The 14,018-nt window shown below is 42.3% G+C and carries 12 protein-coding genes, 1 tRNA gene and 1 pseudogene; 6 read left to right on the top strand and 8 right to left on the bottom strand.

The annotated features are described in order from the left end of the window. The first annotated feature begins 1,388 nt into the window (after window positions 1-1,388). Entirely contained in the window at window positions 1,389-3,647 is a 2,259-nt protein-coding gene (locus DWW52_RS07675; protein ID WP_118714869.1) for a cation:proton antiporter, read from the top strand. Between the two features lie 155 nt (window positions 3,648-3,802). Here DWW52_RS07675 and DWW52_RS07680 read toward each other — a convergent pair whose 3' ends face one another. From DWW52_RS07680 to DWW52_RS21305, 4 genes are all read right to left on the bottom strand, one after another. Next, the gene (locus tag DWW52_RS07680) at window positions 3,803-4,027 is read right to left on the bottom strand and encodes a hypothetical protein (protein ID WP_118714870.1); all 225 of its coding nucleotides are present in this window, start codon (window positions 4,025-4,027) and stop codon (window positions 3,803-3,805) included. Between the two features lie 104 nt (window positions 4,028-4,131). Beyond that, the gene (locus DWW52_RS07685; RefSeq protein ID WP_118714871.1) at window positions 4,132-6,315 is read right to left on the bottom strand and encodes a glycosyltransferase; all 2,184 of its coding nucleotides are present in this window, start codon (window positions 6,313-6,315) and stop codon (window positions 4,132-4,134) included. Beyond that, window positions 6,312-7,343: a pesticidal protein Cry7Aa gene (locus tag DWW52_RS07690; RefSeq protein ID WP_118714872.1), complete on the bottom strand. Its 1,032-nt coding sequence runs from the start codon at window positions 7,341-7,343 to the stop codon at window positions 6,312-6,314. Before DWW52_RS07690 ends, DWW52_RS07685 begins: the two co-directional genes overlap by 4 nt. Continuing rightward, window positions 7,343-7,477, bottom strand: coding sequence for a hypothetical protein (locus DWW52_RS21305; RefSeq protein WP_255418964.1), 135 nt, complete (start codon window positions 7,475-7,477; stop codon window positions 7,343-7,345). The genes DWW52_RS07690 and DWW52_RS21305 overlap by 1 nt, the downstream gene beginning before the upstream one ends. A gap of 324 nt (window positions 7,478-7,801) precedes the next feature. Here DWW52_RS21305 and DWW52_RS07695 point away from each other — a divergent pair, with 324 nt between their 5' ends. Then, entirely contained in the window at window positions 7,802-8,377 is a 576-nt protein-coding gene (locus DWW52_RS07695; protein ID WP_118714873.1) for a DUF4251 domain-containing protein, read from the top strand. A gap of 171 nt (window positions 8,378-8,548) precedes the next feature. On the opposite strand, the gene DWW52_RS21235 is transcribed toward DWW52_RS07695, so the two are convergent. Both DWW52_RS21235 and DWW52_RS21240 read right to left on the bottom strand, forming a co-directional pair. Next, window positions 8,549-9,847, bottom strand: a complete 1,299-nt coding sequence (locus DWW52_RS21235) for a M18 family aminopeptidase (RefSeq protein ID WP_233556776.1) — start codon at window positions 9,845-9,847, stop codon at window positions 8,549-8,551. Window positions 9,848-9,994: 147 nt separating this feature from the next. Continuing rightward, a pseudogene (locus DWW52_RS21240) lies at window positions 9,995-10,738 on the bottom strand (3'(2'),5'-bisphosphate nucleotidase CysQ); the annotation flags it as partial. A 423-nt stretch (window positions 10,739-11,161) separates the two neighbouring features. Between DWW52_RS21240 and folB the strand changes: the two are divergent. After that, entirely contained in the window at window positions 11,162-11,515 is a 354-nt protein-coding gene (gene folB, locus DWW52_RS07705) for a dihydroneopterin aldolase (protein WP_118714875.1), read from the top strand. A gap of 64 nt (window positions 11,516-11,579) precedes the next feature. Then, window positions 11,580-11,650, top strand: a tRNA-Cys gene (locus tag DWW52_RS07710). Between the two features lie 148 nt (window positions 11,651-11,798). Here the strand turns inward: DWW52_RS07710 and DWW52_RS07715 are convergent. Further along, window positions 11,799-12,740 (bottom strand): ADP-ribosylglycohydrolase family protein, encoded by a 942-nt coding sequence (locus DWW52_RS07715; RefSeq protein WP_118714876.1) that lies wholly within the window; start codon window positions 12,738-12,740, stop codon window positions 11,799-11,801. Window positions 12,741-12,999: 259 nt separating this feature from the next. On the opposite strand from DWW52_RS07715, the gene DWW52_RS21110 reads away from it, so the two are divergent. Next, on the top strand, window positions 13,000-13,149 hold the full coding sequence (locus DWW52_RS21110; protein ID WP_199691964.1) for a hypothetical protein: 150 nt from the start codon (window positions 13,000-13,002) through the stop codon (window positions 13,147-13,149). Window positions 13,150-13,169: 20 nt separating this feature from the next. On the opposite strand, the gene DWW52_RS07720 is transcribed toward DWW52_RS21110, so the two are convergent. Then, window positions 13,170-13,607 (bottom strand): DoxX family protein, encoded by a 438-nt coding sequence (locus DWW52_RS07720; protein ID WP_118714877.1) that lies wholly within the window; start codon window positions 13,605-13,607, stop codon window positions 13,170-13,172. 136 nt (window positions 13,608-13,743) lie between these two features. Between DWW52_RS07720 and DWW52_RS07725 the strand changes: the two genes are divergently transcribed. Continuing rightward, window positions 13,744-14,013, top strand: coding sequence for a LysO family transporter (locus DWW52_RS07725; RefSeq protein ID WP_118714878.1), 270 nt, complete (start codon window positions 13,744-13,746; stop codon window positions 14,011-14,013). The last annotated feature ends 5 nt before the right edge of the window (window positions 14,014-14,018 follow it).

The following is a 14,018-nucleotide window of genomic DNA, read 5'->3' on the forward strand; positions in this document are numbered from 1 at the left end:
AATTATAAAAAAAAGGAAAGGGGAGGAATGGATATTTCCCCTTTCCTGTCGCGGGCTTCTTCTGGTTGCATTCATTGTAGTTCAAAAAAAAGTATTGTCCGCGATATAATCCTAATTTGTCTTTCGTTTATACACTTTCTAAACTATAAAGAAAGCAGCCATCAAACAGCCAAGGAGGAGATACTTCTTAACGATAATCCAGCTGCCTTCTTGTTATACATTTCAACCGGGCAAAAAAATAACCCCGGACTGAACAAGCCACCCCAGAGTTAAATATAACGGCAGGGGCGCTTAATCCATGTGCGTCGCTAACATCAGCATGGAAAAAGCAACCCCACGCCGCTATAAGTATGATTCTATAAAGAATATACGTATAGACAGACGTGAGTGTTGCGATCCACTTCCTTCTGATGTTTAAATCAAAGCAGCGACGCAAAGGAAATAGTCGTTTAACTCAACATCGTACAGGGACTATCTTGGCGGCTCTCCGCACAGTCCTCAAATGCAAAAGTATATAATTTTTTTATTTCTCCCGCAACATTTCAAATAATAATTTACACATAATCTCGTAAATAGCCTATTATCTGACAACACATGCACGTTTAAGGCAACTATCACAAAAGCCTGCAAAGTCAATATAAAATAGACTTTACAGGCTTTACCAGTAAAAAGCATTTCAACTGATTTACACTTCTACACGCACCTTTATTTTCCTTTTCTTCCAATCAATACCACTATAGCCGGCAAAAGAAGGATTGCCGGGAAAATCTTCTTTGTCTATCATAGTTTCACCACGACTGTTCAATGTGACTTGATAATACGGATATAAGATATTCTTTTTTATTTCCAATTCCCGTAAAACGCTTACCTACAGAACCCTTCTACCTTGCCGCTTCCTAGTCTATCATCACATTTTCATGAATATTCTCCCAAGAGGAAAATCCGAACCTTTCTTTTTCATTACTCGAAAGACTAAAGGTCAGCCCCTCTTTCTCTAAAGTAACTCAATCACATCTTATCATCCAAACACATTCCTACAAGTATCCAATATACTTCAAAAAGAGTCTAAAATCCAAATAACATCAATTCAAAAATCAATTTTATCGAGGATGAATGCTTGATGAATGCAAGATGAATGCTCGATGATGATAATGAACTATAAACGGGATACCAATAACCAGATAATTAATCCAAGTTCAACCCTAACTTTACCCCGACGAATGGTAAGACCAATCCTACCGGAATCCCCAGATCAAATGCAGCAATACAAATTTTAATCCCCACCCTCACTTGCCCAACCTTTCAAGTAACCTCTCATACTCTTTCATCGTATTCATTTTATGAATATATTTGTATTCTTCATTTTTTTAACCATAAAATAATACTGCATGTCTCACTTACCGACTTTGATTACTGACTTGGCCCTGATTCTTGTATCTGCCGGGATTATTACCCTTTTGTTCAAATGGCTCAAACAACCTCTTGTCTTGGGCTATATCGTGGCAGGACTTTTGGCGGGACCTTACGTGCAGGTATTTCCAACGGTAGGAGATATCGAAAACATTAATATCTGGGCTGAGATCGGGGTGGTCTTCCTTCTTTTCGCTTTAGGTCTGGAATTCAGCTTCAAAAAGCTGGTAAACGTAGGGGCAACAGCCTTTATCACGGCGACGACCGAAGTCATCACGATGCTGATTATCGGTTACCTCGTGGGGCATATGATGGGTTGGTCCACGATGAACAGCATCTTCCTCGGAGGAATGCTCTCCATGTCCTCCACAACCATTATCATCAAGGCGTTTGATGATCTGGGATTACGGAGTCAGCGATTCACGGGGATTGTCTTCGGAACGCTGGTAGTTGAAGATCTGGTGGCCATATTGATGATGGTCCTACTTTCCACGATGGCCGTCAGCCAGCAATTCGCGGGCGAAGAACTGATCATGAGCGTCCTGAAAGTCATATTCTTCCTCGTGCTTTGGTTCCTGATCGGAATATTCATCATCCCCTTGATCTTGAAAAAGGTAAAGCGATTGATGAACGACGAGACCTTGTTGATTATCGCGCTCGGTCTATGTCTGGGCATGGTGGTTCTGGCCACGGAAACCGGATTCTCTGCCGCGCTAGGGGCTTTTATCATGGGATCAATACTAGCAGAAACCGTTGAAGCCGAACATATCGAACACATCATCAAACCCGTGAAAGACCTGTTCGGGGCAATCTTTTTCGTTTCAGTAGGCATGTTGGTCAATCCGGCAATACTAGTGGAATACGCGTGGCCGGTAGCCATTATCACGCTAGTAACGATCATCGGGAAAGCCTTTTTCTCAACATTCGGAGTCTTGTTGTCGGGACAGACATTGAAGACCTCCATCAAATCGGGATTCAGTCTCGCACAGATCGGGGAATTCGCCTTCATCATCGCCTCGCTAGGCGTCTCGTTGAAAGTCCTCGACGATTTTGTCTACCCGATTATCGTTGCCGTATCGGTAATCACCACGTTCACGACACCTTATTTCATCCGGCTTGCCAATCCTTTTGCCGACTGGCTGTACAAGGTATTGCCCGATCGCACGTGCAACTTTCTGGATCGCTACTCATCGGGAGCGAAAACCATTAATCACGAAAGCGACTGGAAGCGTTTGCTGAAAAGCTTTCTTGGTCGAGTTTCCATTTACAGCGTGTTGCTGACAGCGATATTCCTATTGTCCACGCACGCGATACATCCTTTCATCATCGAGCAATTCCCCGATACCCCGGTATTGGACAACCTAATCACGACCTTCGTCACCGTGTTACTGATGATCCCTTTCCTGATCGCCCTGATCTCGAACAAAAACAACTCGCCGGAATTATTCCTGAGCCTGTGGAATGATAATAAATACAACCGGGGACGGCTGGTCGCCCTGGTACTTTGTCGAGTGTTTCTCGCCACGTTCTTCGTTTCGCTGGTTCTGATCCGGTATTTCCATATCCAGTATGGTATCGTGATTATCATCGCATTGGCAATACTCGCGTTGATCGCACTTTTCCGCAGAGACTTGAACCAGTACACGAAACTGGAAAAACGTTTCATGATCAACCTCAATCAACGAGAAGAAGCGGCACGACGACGCAACCCGTTACGCTCCAGTTTTCACCGAGACCTGAGCGACAAGGACATTCACCTGTCCGCGATCACGGTCTCCCCCAATTCCTCCTACGCGGGTCTTCCCCTTTCCGAACTTGCTTTTCGTAAACGTTACGGGGTTAGCGTGGTAGAAATCATCCGGGGCGACCACCGGATCAACATTCCCCATGGGGCTGAACGCATTTACCCGCAGGATCGGGTGGTTGTCGTGGGCACGGATGAACAGATACAACTTTTCTCAACCGACATGGAACGGATTCAGGCGGAAAACCACGAGGACATGACGACAGAAGAAGTTTCATTGCAATCGTTCACCGTGGATGACCACTTCGCCTTCCGGGGACAAACCTTCGCCGAATCGAACGTGGGCAATCGCTACAATTGCCTGATTGTCGGAATCGAGAGGGATGATAATTCCATCATGAACCCGGCCAAAGACACCGTTTTCAAGGATGGCGATCTGGTTTGGGTGGTCGGTGAGAAAGAAAATATCAAGAAAATGATCAGTGGGAGTTAAAGAAAAACTGAAAGAGATGTTTAAAGAATAGCTTTTAAAAAACAACATGCTCACCAAAAGTTTTATCCCCGATTTAGAGAGAATATTTCATACGAATTCTCCTCTTTGGTTAGTCTAAATAACCGTTACTGATTATTTAGGACTAACCAGACCCATCAATCCGGAATTTTTACTTTTTGTGGTTCATCATGCTGAAACCGTTCGAATTCTCTCAACACCAAAACCATATCATTCGTGAATTCCAAACTGCACCCCTTTTGTATGGCTATCTCCAAATAGGCTTTCAGCGTTTCTATCGCGCACACGTCCTTTCCCGTTAACACGAATGCCGGAACGTCCTCTGTCAAACATTTATGCAAAACCTGATGTTGATCTTTCATCTCATTTTAATTTGTACGTTAACACCTACAAATATATGAAATTCTCTTCAACTGCTTTTTGATATTGATCACCAAGTCCAAATTCCACAACTTAACCGAGATATTTAAAGCGAAAGGCGAGCCATAAGGTAACAAACCGTAGATTCTGCCCCTTGATTCAAATTAACATTATCCTCTTCAAGCCCGTCATAACAACCTCCCGTGGCCGGATTATAAATAATTTGATGTAAGTGGTTATTACCCAGAAACCAATTAAAAGCGATCCTTTGTTTGTCCCGGTAATCCATTTCATGAAATACCTCGTGGAAAAGTCCTAGCGTGATCACCGTGTTCGCGATATCCACGGGTTGTTCTCCATAAATTTCACTACTTTTCCCTTTCAACTTCCACCCCCGGTTGGAGATCACCTTGATCCCGTTCCCGATAAATATCTGTTTCAGAAGAAAATCAAACGACTCACGAGCAATATCCCGGAATCGCGTATTACCACCGTCTTGAAATGCATACAACAGTGCTTCGGGCATGATACTATTGTCATAAGTCAAGCTTTCTTCAAACCATTTCCATTCGGGGACTGCCGTTTGCTGATAATAATTTGCCAGCTTATCCGCCAACGTTGCAATCAAGGCTGACCTTGAGGCTGTCGGATTCTTACAATTACCATAATACAGGCCTTTTATCGCGAAAGCAATACCACGGGGCGAACGGATGGCATGCAAAGGAGGAATAGCCTGTTCCATAATTCGGGAAGCCTCACGAATCCACGCTTCCGGAAAGACTTCACCCAAATGCAGAAAATATCCCAAAGCACAAATAGCACGTCCCGTACTGTCATCCAAACCGACCTTCTGATTTTGCGAGGTGAAATTACGCTCCCGATCAACATAGTTCAGAAAAGAACCATCCGGTTGCATACAATGAACAATAAAATTCAGATATGTCCGGATATACCTTTTACATGAACTATCTGTCGTTGCTATATACGCGCAACACATGGCCATCAAAGCCCTGGCATTATCATCCAACGTGTATCCCGTTCGTATATCGGGACGATTCCCTTTTGAAAACTGAATAATCCCGAAATTCCGGCTCATTCGTTTAACCTGTGACAGATTTACAGGAGGGAGCGAATAGCACAACTCCTCTTTATCACCTATTATTTTTTTGAATAAATTGACATGAGCAATAGCCGAATTTTCCCAAGCCGTTATCATGATCTTTTGTAATCCCATAAGCCGCATCCTCTGTCGCAGCCCCTCGTTTGCAAGCAACCTGTTAACCGCAGCTCCCAACTGCATGGAATCTTTGAAATCAAAAATAATACCGGAATGGTCATGCAAAAGCTCCAAAGCGTGGGGAATCGGTGTCGCAACAATCGGACAACCACATCCCAGGGCATACACGAACGTACCGCTGACAGCTTGATTCGGATCCGAGGAGGTAAACAGATAAATATCTGTCAATTGCAAGTACTCAAGCAAAATGGGGAGTTCCAAATAGGCATTAATAAACCGGACATGATTGCATACCCCCAAGTTCTTGATTTTCTTTTCCAGCATCTCCCGGTATTGTTCGCCCTCCGCTTTTATGACGGAAGGATGCGTCTTACCGATAATCAGGAATATGACGGAAGGATTTTCTTTCACGATATCAGGCAATGCTTCTATCGTGGTTTCGATACTTTTCCCTGCACTCAACAGACCGAAAGTCGTGAGGACTTTCCGGTCTGCTACCCCGTATTTTTCCTTTAAAATCTTTTGATCCCGCTGCGAGACCAAATGAGTCCCGTGTGGGATTACATGTATTTTTTCGCCGGGAATATGATAATCTTCTTGCAGGATATTCGATGAGTGTTGAGTCATCACGATAACGGCTTCACAGGCCCTCGCAACCTGTTGCAGGTAAACTTGTAAATCCTTCCCCGGACACGATAGCACGGTATGGAAAACGATCACTTTGGGCTGGGAAATACGTTTTAAAAATTGCAAAAAAACATCCTCTTGCCCGTGGAAAAGCCCGAATTCATGTTGCACCAGCACAAGCTCTATATCAGCATCTTGTTCAACAAGATTCGCCACCGATGTATAAGCTATTTCGGAAGATGTATCAAGCGTGTACTTGACAATCGGGTCATAAACATGTTTCTCGTTTTCAGACTCCAACGCGCAGACCCGAAAGGCATAGGATGTACCAAACTTCTGGTGTACCGCACGAACCAGATCATCCGTGAACGTGGCAATCCCGCATTCACGAGGCGGATAAGAACTAATACACAATATTTCTTTCATACTTTATGTCGGATTAATTCATTTAATAAATCTTGCAAGACTACCGACGCACAGGCAATATATTGATCCGCCGCACCATAGTATATGTAAAGTCTATCATCAAACAACGCCGTACCCGTGGGAAAACACACGCGGTTTACCACACCCGACAATTCGTAATTCATTTCAGGAGAGAATAACGGGTAAGGCAAACGGCTCAATTCGATTTCGGGATTTTGTAAATCCAGCAAACTCGCGCAAGCAGAATAAACGTAACCTTCCGGGGTATCGTACACGCTATGATAAATTAACAGCCACCCCTCCGGGGTTTCTATCGGGGGACAACCGGCTCCGATATAACTGGATTCATGAGCATAGCGTGATCTTAATAGAATATGCGAATCCAGATGACGGAAATAATCCTCCCAGAAATCCCGGTTCAATTCTTCCAGATCATTAACGGCAACCAGTTGAACCTCCGGTTTAATCCGGTGCATAAAATAAAGCTTTCCATGTATTCTACGAGGAAAAAAAACAACATTTTTATCTGTCAGGTACAACTTTTCCCCGGTCTCGTTTTCGGTTTCCCGTTTATTATACGTTCGGAAATATTTATCCGTCAAGTGTTCCTGAGAGGCCACGAGTTCGGCAAACTCGGCATACGAGAATACTGGTGTTATAATACCCTGTTTTTGAAAATGAACCAGATCGTCTGAAATAGCTAACGCCCCGAAGGCATTTTTCCCGTCATAAGCCGTGTAGCTCATGTAGTAAACCGATCCGATTCTCACGATACGGGGATCCTCTACCCCTTGGCGTTCATAATTAAATTGCGGCGACACCAAAGGCAACTCGTTCCGTCGAACAATTTGAAGAGGTCCTTCCAACCGACAATAACCTATCGTGGAATAGTTTCCCTTTTTGACTGCCCGGTAAAACATATGTACCGTATTATCCCGCGTGATAACAGCCGGATTCATCACGCCCTCATTCTCAAATGAACGCTCCGTTTTTCCAAGAATAATTCCTTCTCTTCTGATATTTATCATTACTTTTTAGGTATTGCGTGTATCGGCGAATCGGTCTTTGCCATTTTTTCCTTTTGATAGTCAGACAAATTCTTCACTTTCCCTTTTTCATCTTTGCATTTTTTCTTCTCTTTCTTTACTTCTTTACCTTTCATGGTGATTTTTTTAGTGATAATTATTCCAGAACCGAATAAGAAATCGGCAACTATTTTCCCTGATGCAGAAAGAATGAATATGCAGGCTTTAATCTGTTTTATATAAAAATACCGGAGAGAATATCTTCATTCAAGATACCGAGGGTATCCTTCATCCTTCATTTTGGTAAGATAAGCAAAAATATCGGAAACACCATTCTAATAATGACAAATATTTATTTCACAGGAAGTTCAATCCTCATGTTTTCTGTCAGACAAGACATTTAAACAGCTTTATGAAACATTGCCAACCCCTTATCGTAGAAATAGATAAAACTAAACATTATGAAACATATCACTACACTCATCACGTTAGCACTTGTGCTAGGCTCGCTGGTACCTCTTAGCGCTCAAAAAAACATGACGGCTAAAGAGAGACGGGCACAAACAAGACAAGAGCGCAAAATCGCTCAACAAAAAGAAAACGAACGCTTGCACAATGAAGCAGTCAAAGCGTTAGAAAGCAATGATTTCGTACTGGAAGCCAATCACCTCATTTTCAAACGAGGCAGATCGGTAAGCGTAAGCTCTTCCAGAAACTTTATTTCCATGGCCAACAAAAAAGCCACCGTACAAGTCAGCTTCGATACCCCTCGCCCTCTTCAGAACGGGTTGGAAGGCTTCACCGTGGAAGGCAACGTCTCTGACGTCAAAATGAAAAAAGACAAAAATGGCGGTATTATATATAGCTTCCTGGTTCAAGGAGTCAGTATTTCCGCCTACGTGAACCTATCCCTTTCACCAGGATCTAATAATGTATCGGCAACCATCGTGCCTTCATTCAACTCGAACAACCTCACGATGAACGGGAATTTGATACCTCAAGAAAAAGCACGTGTTTTCGAAGGTTTTAAACGCTAAACCTTCCATTCCCAAAAACAATTGAGTCAAAAGTTTGAAATCCTTTTGACTCAATTTTTATATCGTTATCTATTTAGCAATCGCCACACACGAACACCTCCCTGTCCTCTCTATTCAAAAAGAGCGTCCCCGTTGGAGACGCCCTCTTCAATTAAAATAATAACAACAATTTTAAATATTATAAAACGTAGTGAAGGCCTTTATCACGTAAGCGTGATCCAACACCCCGCCCGTCTCCCGGACAGAATGCATAGCCCACATCGGGTTACCGATATCCACTCCGCGCATTTCCATTTGCGACAACAAAATATTTCCTAACGTGGAACCACCCGCCATATCAGAATGATTCACGAACTTCTGGCAAGGCACTCCCGCCATTTTACAAATCGTCTCGAACACGGCAGCAGAATCCCCGTCGGTCACATACTTTTGGTTCGCGTTAAACTTGATCACGGGTCCCCCGTTCATCACCGGGTGATTCGTCGGGTCATGTTTCTCCACGTAATTCGGGTGAAGCGCGTGAGCCATATCTGCAGAAATCATGAATGAATTGTGAATAGCCCGGTATAAATCTTCCGGTTTACCCCCCAACCCGAATACGATACGCTCCACGATTGTACGCAAAATTGGTGATCCGGCACCTTGTTTCGTACCACTTCCCACTTCCTCGTTATCGAAAATGGCAAGCACTTTCGTCTTGCGACATTTTTCCGATGCCACGAAAGCCTTCAACCCGGCATGTGCCATAGCCAAATCGTCCAGTTTACCGCTTGAAATAAACTCCTCGTTCACGCCAAACAGACAACCTTTCTCGTATTCATATAAAGTAAGATCAAAATCAAGAATATCCTCGGGACTCACGCCCATCTCCTCCGCGATAAGCTTCACCAGATAATCATCCTTCTCGAAAGTATCATTAATCATGGCGATCACGGGAAGCATATCCTTTTGCTTGCTCAACGGGTTCCCCTGGTCATTCACCGCACGATTAAAATGAATGGCGATGTGAGGAATAACCATCAGCGGGCGTTTGAAATTCACGAATTGAGTTGCCGGCTTCAACGGATTCAGGCTCCGCAACATCACGCGCCCAGCCATGGATAAAGGTCTGTCAAACCAAGTATACATGATCGGTCCGCCATACACCTCCGTGTTCAACTTCAAATACTTCCCGGCAACAGGCATCTCCGCGTTCGGCTTGATTCTAAAAGTCGGGGAATCACTATGCGCGCAAACGATCTTGAATCCATCCTCGGCTATCTCGCCGCTACCGATCTCGAAAGCAAAAAGCGAAGAATGATTCTTCGTCACGAAATACTTCCCCCCCTTTTCAATCTGCCACGCCTCTCCCGAAAAAAGTTGCTTGAAACCGTTGCTCAACAACTCTTTCTTCGCGTTTGCCACTGCATGAAAGTTCGTCGGACTCTCATGTATAAACTCTATTAATTCCTTTGCGTATTGCTTTTCCATTATATCTTGTTTTTTTGTTTCAATTCTTCGAGTCCCAAGATAATCATTTTTTACTATACTCTTAACCTTGAAGTTCAAAAAAGTCTTGTTTCCCCCCTTAATTTCCTCGTGAACACGTTTTCCGAACATCACAAAAGGAGAACTTATAATATTCTCTTTATTATAACACACCTTTCCCCCGGTCTCGGCATTCACGACCAACCCTCCCGTGGCCTCCACCAACACCTGTCCTGCCGCAACATCCCACTCCGAACACTTCCCGAACTTGGGACAAATATCAACTTTCCCCTCGGCCAGCATACAATGTTTCGAAGACGCTCCCAACGGCACAAGCTCCACCTCATGCCCCAAAGACCGCAGATAATCAATATACTGCATTTCCCATTCCGTCAAATGGAAACGACTGACAGCCACTTTCAATTTTGAAGCCGTGTTCGGCTCATTCACCAACACTTCCTCCCGTCCAGCCCGAATCATCCCACACTCCCCACTCTCAAAAGCCCACAAAATCTCCCCGTCACACACGTTATTAATCATCCCAAACACGGGTCTCCCCTCTTCCACCAACGCTATATTAATACAAAAACGCCCGTTCCGGTAAATAAACTCCTTGGTTCCATCCAACGGATCAACAATCCAAGCATATTTCCATTTTACCCGCTCCTCGTATGGCGGCAACGAGGCTTCTTCACTGATTACCGGAACTTCCGGATACAATTTTCTCAACGCTCCCACGATATACTCACTCGAAGCCCTATCCGCTTCCGTCACGGGAGTCATATCCCCTTTTAACTCTACATTAAAATTTCTTTTATCATATACCTCCTTCACCAATGCTCCCGCATTTTCAATAACAGACTGAATATCTGATACTTTTATCCAATTTATCATATTAACTAATTAACTTGAAACGATTTGTTAAACATACGAATAATATCCTTTCAATAGCCTACTTGCGAATAAAAAATTAACAAAAAATTATCTGTATTTACACAAGCAAAATCCTATTTTTACTAATAATTAATTAGTTATACTGGAAAAGGCATATAATTATTCAATATCCGGCTTTATAGCGACCAAAAGATTAACCAACGTTAACCAAAAAAGAAGCTTTTATTAACAGTAAATATTCTTCAGAACGAAACATTGGCCTTATCTTTGCACCGTCTTTAAGAGATTGAAGATTTTTCATAAGTTTGTATGGTTTAGGTTAGTAGTTAGTAATGTAATCTTAAGAGTCGACATCCCCGTCGACTCTTTTGTATTTAACGACATGAGTTAGTATTATTTTCTTGAAAACAAAAATTAACTTTTATGAAAGGAATCATCGAAATTGAAGGAATGGAATTTTTCGCTTATCACGGTTGTTACGAAACAGAACGCGTCGTAGGCAACAAATTCATGGTTTACGCACGAATCGAAACAGATTGCAGCAAAGCAGCCCAATCCGATAACATCGAAGACGCGCTAAGTTACCTCACCGCGTATGAAATCATCGCCCGAGAAATGATGATCACCTCCCATTTGCTGGAACACGTGGCCCAAAGAATGATCGACGCGCTCTACTCCACCTTCCCGCAAATTTCACACGTAACCATCAAAGTATCAAAACTAAACCCGCCTCTAGGGGGAAAGATTGCGGCAACAAGTGTCACCTTATCAAAATAAATTGCAGCAAGGTATTGCAAAATCCAAAATATCGCCTTATCTTTGCACTGCAAAATCGCAACAGGGTCGGTTGGCCGAGCGGTTAGGCAGCGGTCTGCAAAACCGTGTACAGCAGTTCAAATCTGCTACCGACCTCAAAATCAGTCACTTTAAAAGTGACTGATTTTTGTTTATAGCATGTTTTTAGAGCAAAACAACCCCAATAAATAATCAACTACAGATGCAGAAACATCTCTCATTTATATTTCCCAATACACCAACTATCACTATTTATTAGCACACTCTAATCTAACCGCACATCTAACCTATCAGCCAATTCAATAATACCATCTTTCCTTACCAATACCTCCAACCATTCAGAAGGAATTGTATCATAACCGTATATGATTCCTGCTAATCCACCTGTAATTGCTCCCACGGTATCAGTATCATCACCTAAATTCACGGCTTTTAAAACAGCATCTTTATAATTAGTAGTATTGAAGACACACCACAAACTGGCTTCCAAGGTATCTATAACATATCCAGTAGAACGAATATCCTTCAATTCAATAGCTTTAAATTCCTCGTAAGATAAGCCTATTAACCTTTCAAAAGGAATATCTTCTTCAATAAACATTTCCTTTTTCAGAAGTTGTAAAATTGTTTGCTGCATAGCTTGATAAGCTCTCTCAACTGCTTGCAGGTCGATATACTGTATTGCGAACTCGCATAATGCAATACAGGCTAAAATACTTCTTGGATGCCTGTGAGTTAATGACGATACTTCTCCAATTATCCTGAATCTATCTTCTTCCTCCATGTTAAGGATATAAGGTACCAACGGAAGGATTCTCATAAGAGAACCATTACCATTATCCCTTTCTCTATCCATACCCGCTAAATTTGGTTTGATGCCACTTTGTAAATTACTAATTGCTCTTGCCGTTGTAATTCCAACATCAAACACTCTTCCATAAGGCGTACAGTAGCCATCATAGTACCATCTTATAAATTTATCTGCAATATCATTCAAATTATAGCCATTGCATAGTGATTCAGCCAAACAGAGGGCTAAAGAACTATCGTCTGACCATGTTCCTTTGGGTTGGTTATGCGTACCATACTCTCTCATTCCAACAACAGGATTCTTCTCTAACACCTGCCTGTATTCAAATTCAACAGGAACGCCTAAAGCATCACCGATAGCCGTTCCTAATAATATGTCTTTGTTTAAGTTACTCATATTCTACATGTTTATGAAACCCATTTGATGATATAAATATAGATAAATCTCTTCATTTATAACAGTTTTTAAGCAATAAATATCCCTAAACATTGAAATTTAAATATGGTGACTTTTCTATCAACATCTACTCGACACGTACAATCACATTATATATATCGCATGTTAACACACAGACCTAAATATATTGAATATTAACAAACAAAAAGAATACATTTACGTTTATTCCTACAGAAACTTCTTAAATACACAAGAAAATATGAAAAAGAAAAGAACCAATCCGTGGACTGTCGTGGGAATTATCATCGCCATCCTATTACTCGTATACTGGCTACTAGCTGTAACTGTTTTAAGTGAAGATGAAAACGTGATCCCCGTACTAGACGGAACAGAGCAGGTAATCCAGTAGGATTCCTGCCCTTTTTTCAATTACTTCCGAATATTAACATCTATCTTTTTAGAAATCAAAGAATCCAAAGATATTCTTCCCGCACCCGTGAAAAATAATAAAATGTAAATCCCCAGATATAGCAAAGGCAACTCTTTCACCTGGAAAGGATCGCTTGCATGCACGACAAATAGAACCACCAGCATCGAAAACATCAGGGGAATAGTTGCCAACCGGGTAAAAGCACCCACGATAACAAACAAGGAGCAACCAACCTCGGCCCCGATAATCAGGATCAACGACAAGGTACTCCCCAACCCGATCGGGTCCGGGAACGTCGCGGACAATTCCGAAAACGAGGTTAATTTAGCCAACCCGTGTGTCAACATGGTTATCCCGACAAGCACGCGTAGTATCAACAAGCCCAAACTCAGCAACTTTGGATTCGGGGCTATAACGGACGAAATCACTTTTTTCATAACAACATTTTTAAAGATTGTAATTTTAAAGATAAACGTAACATATTTTACTAATGTTACATTTTTTAGGCGCTAGAATGTAAATATAGCACTTTAATAAAATAAATCGTAGCTTCGCGGAAAGAAATACGAGGATATGATTATAGTTATTAGTTTAATGGTCTGTGGCATCGTGCTAGGATACATCTTTAGAGAGAAGAATCTGAAGATCGTGCAAAAACTCATTAATTACGCCATCTTTTTACTCCTGTTCCTCCTGGGAATCACGGTTGGAGCGAATGCCGACGTGATGAACAACCTCAACTCGATCGGGTTGGAAGCCCTGATCATCACACTAGCAGCTATCTCCGGAAGCATTCTATGCGCTTGGGCTGTTTATCGCTTTTTCTTTATCTCCACGAAATAAATACA

The organism is Odoribacter sp. AF15-53, from assembly GCF_003479425.1.
In the GTDB taxonomy this organism is placed as follows: Bacteria; Bacteroidota; Bacteroidia; order Bacteroidales; family Marinifilaceae; genus Butyricimonas.